16 protein-coding genes are annotated in these 19,251 nt (G+C 31.9%); 10 read left to right on the top strand and 6 right to left on the bottom strand.

What is annotated here, in order from left to right:
- The first annotated feature begins 13 nt into the window (after nucleotides 1-13).
- Together DMB68_RS03580 and DMB68_RS03575 are read left to right on the top strand one after the other, a co-directional pair.
- Nucleotides 14-2,749 carry a putative LPS assembly protein LptD gene (locus tag DMB68_RS03580; protein ID WP_165830087.1) on the top strand — a complete coding sequence of 912 codons (2,736 nt, stop codon included), beginning with the start codon at nucleotides 14-16 and terminating at the stop codon, nucleotides 2,747-2,749.
- 35 nt (nucleotides 2,750-2,784) lie between these two features.
- The gene (locus tag DMB68_RS03575; protein ID WP_110345285.1) at nucleotides 2,785-3,165 is read left to right on the top strand and encodes a RidA family protein; all 381 of its coding nucleotides are present in this window, start codon (nucleotides 2,785-2,787) and stop codon (nucleotides 3,163-3,165) included.
- Here DMB68_RS03575 and DMB68_RS03570 read toward each other — a convergent pair.
- The 5 genes from DMB68_RS03570 to DMB68_RS03550 form a co-directional block, all read right to left on the bottom strand.
- Nucleotides 3,146-3,520: a methylglyoxal synthase gene (locus tag DMB68_RS03570; protein WP_110345284.1), complete on the bottom strand. Its 375-nt coding sequence runs from the start codon at nucleotides 3,518-3,520 to the stop codon at nucleotides 3,146-3,148. The two genes, DMB68_RS03575 and DMB68_RS03570, sit on opposite strands and share 20 nt — an antisense overlap.
- A 9-nt stretch (nucleotides 3,521-3,529) precedes the next feature.
- Entirely contained in the window at nucleotides 3,530-4,381 is an 852-nt protein-coding gene (locus DMB68_RS03565; protein WP_110345283.1) for an N-acetylglucosamine kinase, read from the bottom strand.
- A gap of 126 nt (nucleotides 4,382-4,507) precedes the next feature.
- The gene (gene gap / locus DMB68_RS03560) at nucleotides 4,508-5,512 is read right to left on the bottom strand and encodes a type I glyceraldehyde-3-phosphate dehydrogenase (RefSeq protein ID WP_110345282.1); all 1,005 of its coding nucleotides are present in this window, start codon (nucleotides 5,510-5,512) and stop codon (nucleotides 4,508-4,510) included.
- A 75-nt stretch (nucleotides 5,513-5,587) separates the two neighbouring features.
- Nucleotides 5,588-6,574 (bottom strand): 6-phosphofructokinase, encoded by a 987-nt coding sequence (gene pfkA / locus DMB68_RS03555; protein ID WP_110345281.1) that lies wholly within the window; start codon nucleotides 6,572-6,574, stop codon nucleotides 5,588-5,590.
- 273 nt (nucleotides 6,575-6,847) lie between these two features.
- Entirely contained in the window at nucleotides 6,848-11,308 is a 4,461-nt protein-coding gene (locus tag DMB68_RS03550) for a translocation/assembly module TamB domain-containing protein (protein ID WP_110345280.1), read from the bottom strand.
- Between the two features lie 229 nt (nucleotides 11,309-11,537).
- On the opposite strand from DMB68_RS03550, the gene tsaD reads away from it, so the two are divergent.
- The 8 genes from tsaD to DMB68_RS03510 all read left to right on the top strand — a co-directional run bounded on the left by tsaD (nucleotide 11,538) and on the right by DMB68_RS03510 (nucleotide 18,499).
- On the top strand, nucleotides 11,538-12,560 hold the full coding sequence (gene tsaD, locus DMB68_RS03545; protein WP_110345279.1) for a tRNA (adenosine(37)-N6)-threonylcarbamoyltransferase complex transferase subunit TsaD: 1,023 nt from the start codon (nucleotides 11,538-11,540) through the stop codon (nucleotides 12,558-12,560).
- 2 nt (nucleotides 12,561-12,562) lie between these two features.
- Nucleotides 12,563-13,276, top strand: a complete 714-nt coding sequence (locus DMB68_RS03540; RefSeq protein ID WP_110345278.1) for a 16S rRNA (uracil(1498)-N(3))-methyltransferase — start codon at nucleotides 12,563-12,565, stop codon at nucleotides 13,274-13,276.
- 18 nt (nucleotides 13,277-13,294) lie between these two features.
- On the top strand, nucleotides 13,295-13,933 hold the full coding sequence (locus DMB68_RS03535; RefSeq protein ID WP_110345277.1) for a DUF4159 domain-containing protein: 639 nt from the start codon (nucleotides 13,295-13,297) through the stop codon (nucleotides 13,931-13,933).
- 11 nt (nucleotides 13,934-13,944) lie between these two features.
- Nucleotides 13,945-14,442: a TrmH family RNA methyltransferase gene (locus tag DMB68_RS03530; protein WP_110345276.1), complete on the top strand. Its 498-nt coding sequence runs from the start codon at nucleotides 13,945-13,947 to the stop codon at nucleotides 14,440-14,442.
- A gap of 154 nt (nucleotides 14,443-14,596) precedes the next feature.
- Complete coding sequence (locus tag DMB68_RS03525) at nucleotides 14,597-15,553, top strand: zinc metalloprotease (protein WP_110345275.1); 957 nt, start codon at nucleotides 14,597-14,599, stop codon at nucleotides 15,551-15,553.
- 107 nt (nucleotides 15,554-15,660) lie between these two features.
- Entirely contained in the window at nucleotides 15,661-16,752 is a 1,092-nt protein-coding gene (locus DMB68_RS03520; protein ID WP_110345274.1) for an AI-2E family transporter, read from the top strand.
- Nucleotides 16,753-16,754: 2 nt separating this feature from the next.
- Nucleotides 16,755-17,933, top strand: coding sequence for a THUMP-like domain-containing protein (locus DMB68_RS03515; protein ID WP_110345273.1), 1,179 nt, complete (start codon nucleotides 16,755-16,757; stop codon nucleotides 17,931-17,933).
- Nucleotides 17,934-17,935: 2 nt separating this feature from the next.
- The gene (locus tag DMB68_RS03510; RefSeq protein WP_110345272.1) at nucleotides 17,936-18,499 is read left to right on the top strand and encodes a hypothetical protein; all 564 of its coding nucleotides are present in this window, start codon (nucleotides 17,936-17,938) and stop codon (nucleotides 18,497-18,499) included.
- On the opposite strand, the gene DMB68_RS03505 is transcribed toward DMB68_RS03510, so the two are convergent.
- Complete coding sequence (locus DMB68_RS03505; RefSeq protein ID WP_231131575.1) at nucleotides 18,500-19,168, bottom strand: M15 family metallopeptidase; 669 nt, start codon at nucleotides 19,166-19,168, stop codon at nucleotides 18,500-18,502.
- Between the last annotated feature and the right edge of the window lie 83 nt (nucleotides 19,169-19,251).

Raw genomic sequence — 19,251 nt, 5'->3', positions numbered from 1 at the left:
ATTATATGTAAGTTTGACATGTCAAAAAACAAGCCATACTTTTACAAAAATAGCATTTAAACCTTTGCACACAAACTTATTTAATATCGTTTTATTATCATTTTTCCTAACTGTAGGATGTGGTAATTTATATTCACAAGAAATAAAGCCTAAAAAAAATCCGTTACCAGCTGCAAGACAAACTGATAAAGATAAAAAGGCTACTAAAGATGCTAAAAAAAATACTGCAGATACCACAAAAGCTGTAACAGATACAATCAAACTTGACAGTGTTAAGCCTAAAAAGGCTTTTCTGGACGGAATCGTAAAACGTACCGCAAAAGGTTACCAAAAAATTGACCAAAAAAATAAAACATTAACTCTTTATGATGAAGCGGAATTATATTATAAGGATATAGAACTAAAGTCAGGAATTATTGTACTTAATTATGATAAAGATGAAGTTTATGCCGGGAGAATAAAAGATTCTGCCGGGGTATTAGTACAATACCCAAATTTCAAACAAGGATCAAATGAGGTTCAGCCGGATTCAATTCGATTTAATTTTAAAACAAAAAAAGCTTTAATTTATAATTCAAGAACCGAACAGGGGGAATTCAAAATAAAAGCTCAGGTTACCAAAAAAGAAAACGACTCGGTTTACTATTTAAAAGGAGCGCGTTTTACTACGTCTACCGATGTTGATAATCCAGAATACTATTTCAGAACAAGCAGGGTTAAATTTGTTCCTGGAAAAAAAGTAATTACAGGATTAACCAATATGGTTATTGCAGATGTACCAACTCCTCTTGCGCTGCCCTATGCTTATTTCCCGATGAGTCAGGAAAAAAGCGTTTCAGGTATTATTATCCCTAGTTATAATGATTCCAATACCAGAGGTTTTTCTTTACAAAATGGGGGTTATTATTTTGCTTTAAGCGATAATTATGATTTAACGGCTTTAGCAGATTATTATACAAATGGAAGCTATGCGATGCGTTTCGAATCTTCTTATGCCACCAGATATAAGTATAGAGGCAATGTTAATTTTCGATTTGAGAATTTAATATCGAGTGAAAGAGGCTATCCGGATTACTCAAAACAAAACATTTACAACATCCAGTGGTCACATTCAAAAGATTCTAAATCGAATCCTAATTCCAGTTTTTCTGCTTCTGTGAATATGGGTAGTAGTAAATATTTTAAACAATCCATTAATCAGGCTAACGTTGGTTCAAGCCTGAATAACACACTTAGCTCCTCTATTTCCTGGAATAAAACTTTTAATACAATTCCACAAGCCCGAATAGCCTTAACAGCAACACACTCCCAAAACACACAAACAGAACAAATCAATATGACCCTACCATCCTTACAGGGAAGTATTGATCGTATTTACCCTTTTGTTGGAAAAGATGGTGTTAAAAAAGGATTGATTAAAAACATTAATCTACAATACAATGTGAGTGGTAAAAACAGTTTTGTAACTACTGACTCTTTATTTTTTAAACCTCAAATGTTTGAAAATGCACAAATAGGAATGCAGCACAGTATACCTCTTAGTACCAATTTTAAAATATTCAAATATTTCAGTGCAAGTGCATCAACAAACTATCAGGAAACCTGGGTGACAAAAACGATTAACAAATTTTATAACGAAGAAACAAATAAGGTTGAAGATAAAACAATTAATGGCTTTGATGCTTTTAGAACTTACAACTTTAGTTCAAGCTTAGGAACCACTATTTATGGTACTTTTAAATTTGGTGATACGAAAAAGATACAAGCCATACGTCATGTCATGCGTCCGTCTTTCTCCTATTCTTACACTCCTAGTTTTGAAAAATATTATGACACTTACGCTATTGATGCAACCGGCACGACTTACAAAGATTACACCCGATTTGAAAATGGTGTTTATGGACAACCCGGAAAATCAAATTCAAACATAATAGGCTTTGATTTAAGCAATACTTTTGAAGCGAAGGTAACAGATAAAGACAGCACTAAAACAGAGCCTAAAAAAGTAATGCTTTTAAACAATCTAAATTTTAGTACCAGTTATAATTTTAATGCTGACGGGATAACAACATTTGCTCTTGAACCTGTTCGTGTCAGTGGAGGAACTCAATTGTTTGAGAACAAAATGAATGTTAATTTTGCAGCAACTTTAAATCCTTATGCAATTGATAATTCAGGACAACAGATTAATGTCTTCAATATTAATAATGGAGGAAGTCTGTTTAGAATGACCAGTGCTAATATGACTTTGAATTATTCGTTTTCAAATAAAAACGATAAGAAGGATGAAAATAAACAAAGTGAGCGAAACGGAGGTCGTAGTGACGATTTATTTGGAACTAATACCGACCTGAATGACACAAGGAAAAGTCAGTTTTCTGAAGAAGACTCTGAGAACGTAATTACTGAATTTTTTAATTCAAAACTTCCCTGGGATATGACTATGGCTTATTCATTAACTTATTCGAATACAAACAGAGAAAATAAGATAACAGGGAATTCTATCATGGTTTCTGCAAATATGGATATTACTCCCAAATGGAAAGGCGGAATCTCAACCGGTTATGATTTTGTACAAAAAGGTGTTACTTTTACCCAACTGCGTTTTGAAAGAGATTTATTAAGCTGGAGAATGTCGTTTAACTGGACACCTCTTGGTACTTATGCGAACTGGAATTTCTTTATTGGAATAAAATCAGGAATGCTGAGTGATATCAAATGGGAAAAACGAAACAACCCTAACAGATAAATCTCTAAACAAATCAAATTACTAATATTTTTGATATGAAAAAAATAATCTTTACCGAAAAAGCCCCAGCTCCTATCGGACCTTATAATCAGGCTGTTTTATCAGGAAATACACTGTATGCTTCCGGTCAAATAGGTATAAATCCTAAAACAGGAGAACTTGTTACCGAAAATATAAATGACGAGACAAATCAGGTAATGCAAAACATTGCAGCTATTTTAGAAGCTGCCGATATGACCTTTGAAAACGTAGTAAAAGCTTCTATTTTCATAATGGATATGAACAACTTTGCCGCAATAAATACAGTTTATGGTTCCTATTTTAATGAAAAAACCGCTCCAGCACGTGAAACGGTTCAGGTGGCTTGTTTGCCAAAAAATGTAAATGTTGAGATTTCTATAATTGCTGTGCAATAGCATCTAATAATAATTGTGCCGTTGCTTCATTAGTTGCCAGCGGTACATTATGCACATCACAAACCCTGATAAGCATATTAATATCTGCCTCATGTGGATGACTTGACAAAGGATCTTTAAAAAAGAAAACCATGTGCGTTAAGCCTTCTGCTACTCTTCCGGCTATCTGAGCATCCCCTCCTAAAGGTCCTGAAAGCATTCGTCTTGTTTTAAAACCTGCTGCTTCCGCTTTTCCTCCAGTTGTACCTGTACCAATCAAATTAATATCTTCATTTTGCAGAACTGTTGTATTTTTAATTAAAAAATTAATCAAATCTGCTTTTTTACCATCATGCGCAATAATTGCAATTTCCATTCTGATTATTTATTTATTAGCAACGTGATAAGCAATTAATCCATCAATTGGACGTCTTAGAACATTTCCTAATTTAAGTTCGTATTTATCAAATATCTCTTGCAATTCATCTTTTAAATAAAAAGCTATCGAGCCGACAAAATGAACCGGAACTTCCTGGCAATTATCATACTGCTTAATATAGTTTTTAATGAATGATTTCATTCCTTTAAAGATGATTTTTCTGCAAAACTCAGAATCTTTATGCTGAATCAAAAACTTAGCAAAAGTTGCCAAATATGCATTCGGGTTTGGTTCCTTGTACAATTTGTTTTTTATGTAATCCGGATCCAAATCGTATTCTTTTTCAAATTCAACCGCAAGTTCTTTAGGCATTTTATTGAAATAATACTTTCTGATCAATTCTTTTCCAAAAACGTTTCCGCTGCAATCATCCATTGCAATATAACCTAATGATTGCACTTTCTGATGTAAAACTTTGCCATCAAAATAACTACAATTAGAACCTGTTCCTAAAATACTAACAATAGCTTCTTCTCCTTTTGGAGTCGTTGCATATACTGCAGCATAAGTATCTTCGTGAACCTCTACAATAGCATTTTCAAAATATTCCTGAAACACCTGAGATAAAGATTGTTTCATTCTGTCAGTACCACAACCTGCCCCGTAAAAGAACAAATGAGTAGCTTCTTTTTTGTTTTGTGAAATATCAAAACGGTCATTTACCCTTTCGATAATTTCAGGACCATCGAGAATTTCGGGATTTAAACCTAAAGTTTGTGTTGTGAACAATACTTTCCCAGTATCATCAATCGCAATCCAGTCTGCTTTAGTAGATCCACTATCAACTATTAATTTCATTTTAGTTTAGTTTTTTTAATTAGTTCCCCTTAATTAAAAGTGTGTTTTTTACATTAATTAAAGACATAACAAAAATAAGAAATCCCGTCATTTTGAAATAACGGGATTTTCTCACTTAATAAAATATTATTTTAAACCTGCAATATGCACAGATAAATCAATTAATTTACTAGAGTATCCGTACTCATTATCGTACCATGATACCAATTTAAAGAAAGTTGAATTTAAACCAATTCCTGCAGTAGCATCAATGATTGATGTTCTTTTGTCAGAAATAAAATCCTGAGAAACAACAGCATCTTCAGTATATCCAAGAATACCTTTCAATTCATTTTCAGAAGCTTTTTTCAACACAGCCATAATTTCTTCGTAAGAAGTCTCTTTAGCCACTTTTACAGTTAAATCTACTGTAGAAACGTCTGCTGTAGGAACACGGAAAGCCATACCTGTTAATTTTCCATTCAATTCAGGAATAACTTTTCCAACTGCTTTTGCAGCACCTGTAGATGAAGGAATAATATTAATTGCAGCTGCACGTCCACCTCTCCAGTCTTTTCTTGAAGGTCCATCAGATGTCATTTGAGTTGAAGTAGTTGCGTGAACTGTAGTCATTAAAGCTTCAACGATTCCGAAATTATCATTAATCACTTTAGCTAAAGGAGCTAAACAGTTTGTAGTACAAGAAGCATTAGAAACAATTAAGTCAGAAGCTTTTGCAGTTTCGTGGTTTACACCCATTACAAACATTGGAGCATCTGCAGAAGGAGCAGAAATAATTACTTTTTTAGCACCACCTTTAATGTGCTCATTTGCAGTTTCGATAGTTGTAAAGATACCTGTACACTCAGCAACAACATCTACATCAACTTCATTCCATTTTAAGTCAGCTGGATTTCTTTCAGCAGTAATACGGATGTTTCTTCCGTTTACATATAATTTTCCTTCTTTTACTTCTACATCTCCGTCGAAACGACCGTGAACTGAATCATATTTTAATAAGTAAGCTAAGTGATCTACATCTAATAAATCGTTGATTGCTACTACTTCTACATTATCTCTGTTGAAAGATTCTCTGAAAACGATTCTTCCAATACGTCCAAATCCGTTTATTCCTAATTTTACTTTTGACATTTTACTCGATTTTGTTTTTGTTTTATTTTACTAATTTTAAAGCTTAATGTTCTCCACTATAAACTTCGTTTCTTTTTATGTTGACATGATATCAGATACCCTTAATAATTCTCTGTCAATCTCAGATTTCCCTTTAATTGCTTGTTCCAATGGAGTTAAGGCTACTTTATCCTGTTGCAGACCAACCATATAATTTGACTTACCATCTAATAATGATTCTACCGCTTTTACTCCCAAACGACTTGCTAAAACACGGTCGAAACATGACGGAGAACCTCCACGCTGCATGTGTCCCAAAACAGATACTCGCACATCATACTCAGGCAAATTAGCTTCAACATAATCTTTTAATTCGAATACATTTTTACCAATTTTATCACCTTCTGCAATAACTACTATACTTGATGATTTTCCTGAAGCTTTACTTTTTTGAAGAGAATCTAAAAGTCTGTCAAGACCTAAATCTTCTTCAGGAATAAGAATTTCTTCGGCTCCTGCACCGATACCTGCATTAAGAGCAATGTGACCTGCATCTCTCCCCATAACCTCTACAAAAAACAAACGGTTATGTGAACTCGCAGTATCCCTAATTTTATCAATACAATCTACAACTGTATTTAAGGCCGTATCATAACCTAAAGTATGACTTGTTCCAAAAATATCATTATCAATTGTACCCGGAATTCCCATTACAGGAAAACCATATTCAGAATTAAAAATTAATCCTCCGGTAAAACTTCCGTCTCCACCTATAACAACGAGAGCATCAACTCCTGCTTTTACAAGATTATCATAAGCTTTTTTTCTACCTTCTGGCGTTCTGAATTCAAGTGAGCGAGCCGATTTTAAAATCGTTCCTCCTTTGTTTACAATATTATTTACACTTCGAGGTCCCATTTCTTTGAAGTCTCCTTCAATCATTCCCTGATAACCTCTATAAATTCCCAAACATTCTATATTATGATAAGCGCATGTTCGAACAACGGATCGTATTGCGGCATTCATTCCTGGTGAGTCTCCTCCTGAAGTAAGAACACCTACTTTTTTTATTGTTTTTGGCATTATTTAAGTATTAAAGTGTAAAATTAGCAAACATTCATCACTTTTCAGTCGATGATTATAATAAATTAGTAAATACATCAAATTCAAACGTTTTCGGTTAATAAGTTTTTCTATACCAAAAAATTCATTTAAAATAATAAAAGTATCCTTTTTTAATTAAATATGTAAAATTAACAATCCATAAATGAAGTGTTACAAAATTATGCCTTTTTAATAATTCCGTAAAGCTTTTTCCAAACTATCAAAAATTGAAGAATCTCTTTATAATTTTCATTAAATATCATTATCAGGAATCAGTCCCTGATTATTATTATTTGGCTGTTCTTTCTTTTCTTCTTTTTTATCAGACTTGTTTTTATCCTTTTCAGCTTCTTTTTTTGCGTTCATAAAATTTATATAATCAGGGTTCAGATTAGAATCCTGTACATCATTAGAATTTTTAACTACTCTCTCTAACTTATGCTTTTTAAAAATTTTATTGACTAATTCACTAAAAGTATCAAAATCTACTTCATAGCTAATACCAACACCCTGTGTGTAACCAATTCCCTGACCTACGTAACTAATATCGTTTTCCTTATTAAACAGACGCAGGTTTGCAGTTCCATCTTCGTTAATACGGTATTGTACTTCAATATCTCCTACAATTGCTGATTCATTAATTCCTCCTACCGGAACTCCTACTTTTCCATTAATCGTAATACGTTCATTAATTTGTGACGATACAGTTGCCACAACCTGTCCATCAGCTTCTTGTCCTATTCGCCTGTCTGCAGAAACATAATTAAACCCAACATTAATTTTATCATTATCTGATTTAATTATGTCTCCTAACAAACTTGAAGCTGTTTCAGCAAATGTTCCTGATAAATCTCCCTGGCTAAAACCATCTGTACTCATAAAAGAACCCGTAGATAATAAATATAAAGCTTGAGTCTGACGAATGTCTTTATCATCCAGTTTATATTGTATCTCTGATTTTAAAACACTGCTTACCGAAGGAAACTGAATATCAAAATTGGGCTCGGGACTTGTTAAATCTCCTCTTAAACCAATAACGACCTCTACAGGGACTTTTTTATTAAACGAGGAATTTTCTAATAATACTGCAGGATTTGCAATTGTTCTGTATACCGCTTCTAAATTTAATTGAGCCTTCATAGGATTTCCTTCCCAGATAATAGAACCTCCTTTTCTAACAGCGAATTTTTTATCTATTAATCCTCCGTATTTAAAGTTATAAGTTCCTTCGTAAGCTTGAAAATCTCCCCACATATTAAACTTGCCAAGCGTATTTATTTTAAATAATAATGATCCATGTCCTCTCCCTTTCATACCATGCCCGGAATCTCTATCCAGAATCACCTCTACTTCAGCATCTGGTGTAATATCAAAATCAAATTCTAATTCCAGGCCATTATAGTTTTTTGCTCTCTCAACAATACCATTGGCTAAATTATATTTTTCCTTAGCTGTTACAAAGTGAATAAAACTTTTTTCACCAACACTCTGAACATTACTGATTGGTATTTTTATCTGTGTATCTTTGTCAGATTTTGCATCTACTTTAATAAACAATGATTCCGTTGGGCCTTTTATACTTGCAGTTCCATTAATAAAAGCCGTTCCAAAATAAGCAGCATCATCGCTATCTTTCGTATCTAATGCCAATAATCGTTTTGAAGTTATGGTTAAATCTAATTTCCAGTCTCCAAAATTCTTATGTTCAATACTTCCGTTTAATAAACCTTTTGTTCCAAATTTGGTATCGGTTAACTGATTGTTTCTAAACAAGAATTTTTCGTCGGTTAAGTCTACAACTGTACGATTGTTTAATTCATAATCTGTATTAAGATAAGTGACAGTCATACCTGCTTTTTCTACATAAAGCCTTCCATTAATTTCCGGCTTTTTCAAATTCCCTGCTATTGCAGCATTTCCTGACACACTTCCTCTTATATTCGACAAAACATCCCCGCCAATTGTTCCTAAAGTGGCTAAATTAAACCCATCAAGCTTTAATTTTAAATCTAAAATTGTTTCTTTATTCTGAATAGCAAAACTTCCTTCTGCCTTGAAAGATTCAGTAAATTTGTTTTCAATAGACGAATTTATAGTAAATTTTTTGAACGTTTCATCTCCCGAAATGTCAAACTTTAAAGTTCCTAAATCAATTTTATTTAAATTTAAATGATCAATTTCTATAGAAGCTGTAGGCTGATAGATGTTTTTATTCTGCTTATAATTTATGCTGCCGTTCAAATTACCATTAAAGACAAATTTATTATTTAAAGGTGTTATCTTATTGATATCAACATCTTTAAAATTCAGCACCAGATCTTTATAATCAGTTCCTTTTATAACTCCATTCAAATCGATTTTTTGATTTTCATGAGACAATATGATATTGTCAATATTGAAGTTTTTAAAATTTTTATCAAAAACCACCTGATTATCATCTTCTTCATCTTCATTCAAATACCATAAATAGTCTTTAAATTTCATTTCTGATTTATGAATTCCAACTATATTATTTTTATTTTTATCTATAGTATGATACAAGTTCAAATTGTAATAATCCTCTCCTTTATTTCCTCCTTTAAACTCAGAGCGAACAAACAATGTATCTTTTGATGTTACATTAATCAAGTTAAAATCACGGATTTTATAATATGGAGTTTTAATGCTGTCCAGTTCTATAAAGGCATTATACAACGGATTTTTATTATCAATATTGATTCGGATATTATCGAATGTACTTTTTGAAGCCGTTATTTTTTGCGAATTAAATCTAAACTTAAACTCCTGTTTATCAGAATCTATCTTACCACGCATAACCGTACTAGAATCAATTTTGATATCCGGATAGAGCATTTCGACCACTTTATTGTAAACATGAAAATTGAAACGTAAAAACTGCCCTTTTTTAACTTTGTGAGGCTTGTAATTAGTATAAAGGCTTCCAACAGAATTCATTACCAATTTATCTAACTGATCAAATTGAAATTTACCGACTATTTTTCCATTTACAACATCTGTCGAATTAACAGTAATCGTGCGTAATCTATCCGAATCAAAACTTGAATTTATGGTTACTTCATCAAATACATAAGTAGACTTCGGGTTTTGATATACAGCATCTTTTATATAAATATTTCCCTGTAAAGTTTGAATAGAATTTCCGCTGACCTGAACAATTGCATCCCCGGTAAAAGTAGAAATTGAATCATTTACGAATTTCAATTTTCGTAAATCCGAATTTTCTACATTAACATGAAAGTCATATTTATTTTCACGTTTGCTCAAATCAACCAGACCATCAAAAGTTAAATTCAAATTAGGGTCATTGATAGCAACCTGCCCTTTGTAATAAGGCAGTTTAAAATTACCGTTTACAACAATATTATTATAAGTGTATTTATTATAATCCAGCTTAGCAATATCTCCTTTTACAATAGTGTTTAGATATTTCTTAGAAAAGCCAATTCCGTCAACATTTAAATTTAAGGTTGTTTTGCCAATATCTTTTCTGTTTAACAGAGCACCTATATTAAAATTATCTAAAACAATATTCCCTGAATATGAAGCTTTATCAATAAAATCCATGTTGTTCATATGCAGATCTACCTCTCCATTTCCAAGATCTGTAGCCATTTTGAATTTTGATTCTAAATCTGTCGTTGATACCTTTACAGTTCCGACAATATTAACCTTTCCAATTCTTTTGAGTTCCTTTGGAAGTTTTTTTCCTAAAACATTTGGCAGCAAAACAACTAAGTTATCATAACTTGTAATTAGCTTATCAAATTTTCCACTCATAGAAAACTTTTGAGTTTTGCTTCCTAAAAGATTTTGAAAATTGATATTTCCAATAATTCTTGTTCCGTTTGTATCACTTAATCTTAACTTTTTCAGATTAAGGTTATTCAACGGTCCGTCTATTTTTGCTTTAAGCTTAAAATGCTGATTTTTTCCTAATCCATTATAAAAATAACGTATATCATTAGAAGCCAGCGAAGCCGAATCTAATGCAACATCAAACCTCACTTTATCTGTAAACTCTAAAAAATCTTTAACTTTATAATTTAAAATTGCCTTTCCGTAAATATTAGATCTTTTGGTTGTTATAGCTAAATTTTCAAGTTTAATTTGTTTTTTGGAATAACTGAACTTAGAACTCAGATTCGATACATATAATCCTCTGTGATCTAGGAAAGAAAATCGGTGAATATTGGTATTTATTTCAGATCCATATATTTTAAAATCGCTGATATAAGTATTCAGCTTTTTAAAGTCTATAATTTTTGGAGTTTTTTTATTTTCGTCAATTGCAGAAAATGAGCCTTGAGAAATATAGGCATTTTTAGCTGTCAGCAAAAAATGTTTTTTTGATTTAGTTGGTTTTCCTGATTCAAATAATCTTATAAAAACATTGATATTATTTTCGCCTTCTCCTTTGTAGGTTTTCAAATTAAAAATCAAACCCGTCAAACGAACATCCCCAAAAATCAAATCGCCATCAATCAGTCTTGTCACACTCAAAATATCAGTGGTAATAATATCCGAGTAAATTAAAGTCTTTTTGTGATGATCCAGAATCAATACTTTTTTAAGTTTGACACCGCCAAAAGCATTTATTGCTACTTTTTCAATACTAATATTAGTTTTAAAATCAGTATTAAGAGTATCTGCTATATAATGTGCGATTTTAGTTTGCACGAAAGGCAAAGACAAAGTAATAGCAATTACCAGTACAAGTAAAACTAACCCAATTAGGGTTCTGGATATTATTTTCTTTACTTTTTTAATAGCTGCTTTTATTTTAGTTGTCTTTTAAATTTATTTTGAACAGACAAAGAACGACTGTTTTTGATAAAAATTCTTTAATTTTGGCTCCTCCTTTACAATCAAAGAAAGTTAAAAATTTGATTTGTCAAATATAATTCAAAATTTGTGCCTTTATATGCAAAATTCAGAGGTTTTTATTCTTGCCATCGAAAGTTCCTGCGATGATACTGCCGCCGCAGTTCTACATAACGACAAAGTATTATCAAATGTTGTAGCAAATCAGTTAATTCATAACCAATATGGCGGTGTAGTTCCTGAATTGGCTTCAAGAGCACATCAGCAAAATATTGTACCGGTAATTGATGCTGCATTACGAAAGGCAAATGTGCAAAAAGAGCAATTAACAGCTATTGCCTTTACGCAGGGTCCTGGTTTAATGGGCTCGTTGCTGGTTGGAAGTTCTTTTGGCAAATCATTGTCACTGGCATTAAAAATCCCGCTTATTGCTGTAAATCACATGCATGCTCATATATTGGCTCATTTTATAGATGAAGAAGGCTTTGATAAACCGGAGTTTCCATTTTTAGCTTTAACAATCAGTGGCGGCCATACTCAAATTGTAAAAGTAAATGGCTTTTTTGACATGGAAATTATTGGTGAAACCACAGATGATGCTGTGGGAGAAGCTTTTGATAAAAGTGCCAAAATCCTTGGACTTCCTTATCCGGGTGGGCCTTTAATCGATAAATATGCTAAGTCAGGAAATCCGAAAGCTTTTGTTTTTACGAAGCCAAAAGTTCCCGGATTAGATTTTAGTTTTTCCGGATTAAAAACAGCCATTTTATATTTTATTCAGAAGAAAAAAATTGAGAACCCAAATTTCATTGAAGAAAACCTAAATGATATTTGCGCTTCTATACAACATACGATTATCGAAATTTTGATGGACAAGATCAAATTAGCAGTAAAGGAAACGGGAATTAAACAAATTGCCATTGGCGGCGGAGTTTCGGCAAATTCAGGAATCAGAACGACACTGAAGGAAACTGAAAAAAAATACGGCTGGAAAACTTTTATTCCAAAATTTGAATATACTACAGACAATGCTGCGATGATCGGAATTGTCGGGTATCAGAAATATTTATCAGGTCGTTTTGAAACCTCAGCTGTTGTTTCTAAAGCGCGAATTCAATTTTAATTATGCAATTATTTTACAATCCGAATATCGATGAAACGACTGAAACTTTTTCTTTTGATAAAGAAGAAAGCCGTCATATAATAAAGGTTTTACGAAAAAAAGATTCAGACATTTTACATGTTACAAATGGCTTTGGATTATTGTTTGAAACCAAAATTACGCTGGCTTCAGACAACAAATGTATTGTTGAAGTACTTTCTGTAAAAAAATCTCCCGAACCTAAGTTTCACTTGCATTTAGCGGTGGCTCCTACAAAAATGAATGATCGTTATGAATGGTTTTTAGAAAAAGCAACCGAAATAGGCATACAGGAAATTACGCCCGTTTTTTGTGACCGCTCTGAAAGAAAATCAATTAATCCCGAGCGTTTTGAGAAAATAATCCTTTCAGCAATGAAACAATCAAACGAAACCTTTTTACCAAAATTAAATCCTGCCATTTCATTTAAAGAATTCATCAAACAAAAAAATGAAGGTCTTAATCTGATTGCACATTGCGAGGAAACAGATAAAAAATCACTGAAAGAAGTCTTGAAACCAAACGAAAATGTAACACTTTTAATTGGTCCCGAGGGCGATTTTTCTGAAAAAGAAATTGCATTAGCTCTTGAAAATAAATTTCAACCCGTTACTCTGGGAAATACACGTTTAAGAACAGAAACTGCTGCTCTTGTAGCCTGTCATAGTGTTGTCTTTTTTAATGAAATTTCAAATTAACCAAACCATAAAATTGGTATGAAAAAATTATTCTGTTTATTTTTATTGATTTCCATTTCCTGCTTTTCACAAGAAATTGCTTTACTAAAATATAATGGTGGTGGAGATTGGTACGCAAATCCAACCTCATTGCCCAATTTAATCCGGTTTTGTAATTCGAATATTCAGACTCAGATAAAAACAAAACCCTCAACGGTTGAACCAGGTAATCCCGATTTGCTTTCCTATCCTTTTGTACACATGACCGGACATGGAAATGTTGTTTTTAGTGATAATGATATAAGCAATCTTAGAAATTATCTAAATGGCGGCGGTTTCCTCCATATTGACGACAATTACGGCATGGATCAGTATATTCGAAAAGAAATCAAAAAAATATTTCCAAATAATAATTTAGTCGAAATTCCGGCTAACCATCCAATTTTTCAAAAACCTTTTCCTTTTCCGAACGGATTGCCAAAAATTCACGAACACGATGCTAAAAGACCACAGGCTTTCGGAATTTTTGTAGAAAACAAACTTGTTTTGCTTTACACTTACGAATGTGATCTTGGTGATGGCTGGGAAGATCCCGAAGTCAATAATGATCCGACAGAAGTACGCCAAAAAGCATTAAAAATGGGTGCTAACATTATCAATTACATTTTTACCAATTAATTTCCTAAAAAGTGCAGCTTACTCACGAAGAAAATCAATTTGAAAGAAAAACATTTCCGATAACCCTTGTTTGTGATCATATTTACTTTCAGCAAAATATTGGTTCTCTTTTCAGGATTAGTGAAGCTTTTGGAGTCGAAAAGATCATCTTTTTAGGAAAAGATATTCCATTAACTCCCCGAAAAATAAACAAAACTTCAAGAAGTACCCATCTTCATGTTCCTCATACTATCGTAAAAGAAACAGCTGAATTAATTGATCATTTGATCGAAAATGATTTTGAAATTATTGCTTTAGAAATTGCAAGCAACAGCAAACCACTTAAAGAAGTTGTAATTCCTGAAAATAAAAAAATTGCAGTTTTAATAGGAAGCGAAATTGACGGAATTTCTGATGACCTTTTAAAAATTGCTGATCAAATTGTTCATATTAACATGTTTGGGAAAAATAGCAGCATGAATGTTGTACAAGCTACAAGTATAATTTTGTACGAATTAACTTCTAAATAAAAATTTTAACTTTTCGTAAGAGGTAGACTACATAAGGGTTTGTAAATTTCTGGCAAACAAATTGTTATGAAAATTTTGGTAAATACGTTTTTTGTTATAAAATTGCGTTAATATTTAACCTAATAACAATTTTATAACAAAAACCCCTTTTATCATGAAAAAAATTCTTTTTTCCGCAATTACAGCCTTAATGCTGTTTTCTTGTCAAAATGACCAGACAGAATCATCTGATTCAAATTCAAGTTTAAATGTAGCTTCCAGACGTGGATGTGCATCCCAACAAGTTTTCGAGGCTCAGTTAAAAGCTGATCCTACACTGGCTCTCAGAATGAATGAAATTGAAAGCTTTACAAAAAAAAGTATTTTGACAAACCGTTTAGTAAATGGTAAGATCGAAATTCCGGTTATTGTAAATGTTTTATACAGAACTGCTGCGCAGAACATTTCAAATGCGCAAATTCAATCACAAATTGATGTTTTAAACAAAGATTTCAATGCCTTAAATTCAGATTACGGCAGTGTTCCTGCTCTTTTTTCCGGTGTTAAAGCGAATGTTGGAATTACATTTGTTTTAGAACAGGTAATTAGAAAATCGACTACCAAAACCCAATGGGGAACAAATGACGCCATGAAAAAAACAGCTCAGGGCGGTATTGCCCCAACATCACCAACAACAAAACTTAATTTATGGTCCTGTGTTATTGGTAATGATATATTGGGATACGCACAATTTCCCGGAGGACCATCTTCAACTGATGGCGTTGTTATTGACTACAGATTTTTTGGATTATCCGGTGCTGCAAATGCTCCTTTCAATTTAGGAAGAACCGGAACTCACGAAGTGGGTCACTGGATGAATTTACGCCATATTTGGGGAGATGCAACCTGTGGAAGCGATTTGGTTTCTGATACTCCAACCCATAATGAAGAAAATTATGGTGTACCGGCTTATCCTCATTACAGCACATGTTCCGGAAATCCTGTAGAAATGACGATGAACTACATGGATTACACTAATGATAATGCTATGTATATGTTTACCAATGGGCAAAAAAGCAGAATGGCAGCCATTTTTACTTCCGGAGGACCAAGAGCAGCTTTTGGAATTTAAAAAAGTTTAAAATTATAAATAATCAAAGCGAGATATAAGAATCTCGCTTTTTTTGTTGTCATGAAATCTAAAAAGCTTTTCCTATATTTATAGTCTAAAATCAAATCATGATAACATCAAGAATTATTTCAAATGGAATTTTAAGAGCTTTAACAACAATACTGGTTATTGGGGCAATTTTATATTTTTTATACGAAATACAAACCGTAATTGTATATCTGTGTATCTCGCTGATATTATGTTTGATTGCAAATCCATTGGTCCAGTTTTTAAAAAATAAATTAAAATTCAGTAATTCATTAGCGGCTACAACTGCCATTGTATTTTTTATATTGATGATTGTTGGTTTTATCTTTTTGTTTGTCCCGTTAATCATTTCTCAGGCAAATAATTTAGCTTTATTAGATACCAATAAGCTGCAATTGCAATTTATGGAAACTGAAAAAAGTATAGAAAATTATTTTAATATACAGCATATAGATTTAAATCAAGTGCTCAAAGAATCAGGAATAACTTCAATTTTTGATTTTAGTTATTTTACCCGTTTCATAAACTCCATTTTAGGGTTTGTTGCCGATATGGGAATGGGATTAGTATCTGTATTTTTTATTACTTTTTTCTTTGTAAAAGATCAGGATGATTTTAAGTCAGGAGTCAGAAGGATTTTGCCTGATAACAATGAAGACAAAATTATTAACTCAATTATTAAAATAAACCACTTTTTAACACGCTACTTCATTGGTTTATTACTTCAATTAACAGTTGTGTTTATTTTATATTTTATTGTTTTAATTATTTTTGGAAATGAAAATGCCTTTGTTATTGCTTTTTTATGTGCCATTTTGAACATTATTCCTTATGTGGGGCCAATTATCGGGACAGTACTGGCCGGAATTCTAACAATGATCAGTATGATTGGAAGTGATTTTCAATCAGAGATTTTACCTAAAACAATCTATATAATTATTGGTTTTCTGGTTGTTCAGGCAATAGACAATAATGTTAGCCAGCCTATAATTTCATCAAAAAGTGTAAATTCGCACCCGCTGGAAATATTCCTGATTATATTAATCAGCGGAATTACTTTTGGAATTGTCGGGATGATTATTGCGATTCCTATTTTTACCATGATCAAGGTAATTTTGAAAGAATTTTTTCCAGACAACAAAATTGTCTCCGTATTAACTGAAAGAATTTAGCATTGAATACTTCTATTTTAAACAAAAACATTCAGGACTTTATAACTCAAAATAGTGGTGCCTCAACTACAAAATTAGCGCTTCAGAAAAATCCTTTTTCCGAAGTTGACTGGATTGTAATTCTGAATCAAATTGAAGCAAAAGGAAAAGCAAAAGAGAAATTACCAACCTGGTTTTTAACCGAAAATATAATATATCCAGGTAAAATATCTGTAGAGCAAACTTCTTCTGAAAAAACTGCAGCTTATAAGGCTACTTTAATTTCTGGAAAAACTTTGATCGACTTAACCGGAGGCTTTGGAGTTGATGATTATTATTTCTCTAAAAAATTTAATGCTGTTGCACATTGCGAAATAAATAAGGAATTATCTGCAATTGTAAAACACAATTTTGAACAACTTCAAATTACAAATTGTTCTTTTTATGCTGATGATTCTACAAATGTATTAAATGAATTAAATCAGAAATGGGATTGGATTTATATTGATCCTTCGCGCAGAAATGATGCAAAAGGCAAAGTTTTTATGCTAAAAGACTGCCTGCCAAATGTTCCTGAATCCCTGGATTTTTACTTCGAAAAAACAGATTCAGTTTTAATTAAAACAGCACCATTATTAGACATATCAGCTGGTTTATCTGAATTGAAATTCGTAAAAAACATTCATATTATTGCTTTAGAAAACGAAGTAAAAGAATTACTTTTTGAAATACAAAATCATTATTCAGGTGAAATAACGATAAAAACCGCTAATCTTTTAAAGGATAAAACAGAGACTTTCGAATTTATTTTGGGCGAATTAGAATATCCATCATTTCATTTGCCGCAAAAATTTCTTTATGAACCCAATTCAGCAATCATGAAATCCGGTGGTTTTGATGAAGTTAGTACTTCCTTCCAAATAAACAAGCTTCATAAACATTCTCATTTGTATACTTCGGATGAATTGATTTCTTTTCCGGGAAGACGTTTTGAAATAGAAAAAGTGATTTCATACAGCAAAAGTGACATGAAAGCGGAACTTTTAAATCAACAGGCAAATATTACAACACGGAATTTTCCTGACACTGTAGAAACCATTCGAAAAAAATGGAAAATAAAAAACGGAGGAAATTTATATTGTTTTTTTACAACTGATAAAAATGATAACAAAATAGTTTTAATTTGCAGAAAAATAACTTAAAAATGAAACAACTAATTACACTAACTTTTTTTCTGTTAACCTTTACCGCATTTGCCCAAAAACCTTGTGAATATAGTACCAATGTAACGGATTCAATTGGTACTTATAAAGTTACTAATGAATATTTAATCAGTGAGAAAAATTTTGGTAATACATTCAATTATATCTTTTTTTCTTTGGCACAAACTGATGGTCTGCCAACTTTAAATTTACAGTTAATCCAAAAAAGTAAAGATTTTATAAAAGCAGATTGTTTTGACAAAAACTCAAAAGTGTTTTTACAATTGCAAAATGGCAAAGTTGTTACTTTACTTCACATTAATCAGGAGAGCTGTGGAACGCTTCTTCGCGATAAAGAATATAACAACAGGATCAATACAGGAATTTTTATGTTTATGAAAGATAATTATGAAGAATTAAAAAAATCGCCTGTAACCATTATGCGTATTAAATATTTAACCGATACTCAGGATTACATTGTAAGGGGAGAACTAACTTCTGAAATGAATGGAAAAGTATACCATCCGGATACTTATTTTATGGAAAACATCAGATGCGTTGAATAATTAATCACACTCCCATTTTTGATTGGCAACCTTATCTTTTAAACCTGTTTTTAAATTATAATGCCACCATTCTGATTCAAAAAAATTAAAGCCATTTTTAATCATAATTTTTTTAAGAAATTTTCTGTTCGATATTACTTCTTTGGAAAGTTTTGTATAATTATGGCTGGCCTGAATTCCAAAGAAATCAAAGGGAGTTCCCATATCAACTTCTTTGCCTTTGGCATCTACTATCGAAATATCAACGGCTCCTCCCCTGTTATGGATGGAGCCTTTTTTTGGATCTGCCACATACTCGGGATTCGAAACAATCTCCCACATTTTTTTCTGGATTGATAAGGGCCTGTAACAGTCATACAATTTTATTTTATATCCTTTCTTTATAAAATCTTTATTAGCTTCTACTAAAGCTTTAACGGTCTTTAAACGCAAAAAACATTCGGCACAATCATAGACTTTAGCTTTTAAAAAATTATCTTCTGTTGCATATTTCATATCGTAGACAAAATCTTTGCTGTAATCTTTTAAGTTTACAAAAGTAGTATCTGCAAGAGAGTCATCAGATGTATATACTTCATTTTGAGAATTAGAAGGAGTTATCCAAAAAAAAGAAATCAGAAAAAATAAAAATTTTGAATATAAAATTACCTGTGTTTTTGCTTTCATCATAAAGATTAACTGTATTTAGGTAAATATAAACAAAACAATTTTCTATATCTCCCCGGTCATCATAATATTTTCCTTTATCCCTT

This window comes from Flavobacterium hydrophilum, from assembly GCF_003202405.1.
In the GTDB taxonomy this organism is placed as follows: Bacteria; Bacteroidota; Bacteroidia; order Flavobacteriales; family Flavobacteriaceae; genus Flavobacterium; species Flavobacterium hydrophilum.
This window is presented reverse-complemented; position numbering and strand designations above follow the sequence as displayed.

Coding starts and splice junctions, on each gene's coding strand:
- DMB68_RS03575 (WP_110345285.1), top strand. CDS start 2,785: ATGAAAAAAATAATCTTTACCGAAAAAGCCCCAGCTCCTATCGGACCT.
- DMB68_RS03510 (WP_110345272.1), top strand. CDS start 17,936: ATGAAACAACTAATTACACTAACTTTTTTTCTGTTAACCTTTACCGCA.
- DMB68_RS03565 (WP_110345283.1), bottom strand. CDS start 4,381: ATGAAATTAATAGTTGATAGTGGATCTACTAAAGCAGACTGGATTGCG.
- DMB68_RS03540 (WP_110345278.1), top strand. CDS start 12,563: ATGCAATTATTTTACAATCCGAATATCGATGAAACGACTGAAACTTTT.
- DMB68_RS03535 (WP_110345277.1), top strand. CDS start 13,295: ATGAAAAAATTATTCTGTTTATTTTTATTGATTTCCATTTCCTGCTTT.
- DMB68_RS03570 (WP_110345284.1), bottom strand. CDS start 3,520: ATGGAAATTGCAATTATTGCGCATGATGGTAAAAAAGCAGATTTGATT.
- gap (WP_110345282.1), bottom strand. CDS start 5,512: ATGTCAAAAGTAAAATTAGGAATAAACGGATTTGGACGTATTGGAAGA.
- DMB68_RS03505 (WP_231131575.1), bottom strand. CDS start 19,168: ATGATGAAAGCAAAAACACAGGTAATTTTATATTCAAAATTTTTATTT.
- pfkA (WP_110345281.1), bottom strand. CDS start 6,574: ATGCCAAAAACAATAAAAAAAGTAGGTGTTCTTACTTCAGGAGGAGAC.
- DMB68_RS03520 (WP_110345274.1), top strand. CDS start 15,661: ATGATAACATCAAGAATTATTTCAAATGGAATTTTAAGAGCTTTAACA.
- tsaD (WP_110345279.1), top strand. CDS start 11,538: ATGCAAAATTCAGAGGTTTTTATTCTTGCCATCGAAAGTTCCTGCGAT.
- DMB68_RS03525 (WP_110345275.1), top strand. CDS start 14,597: ATGAAAAAAATTCTTTTTTCCGCAATTACAGCCTTAATGCTGTTTTCT.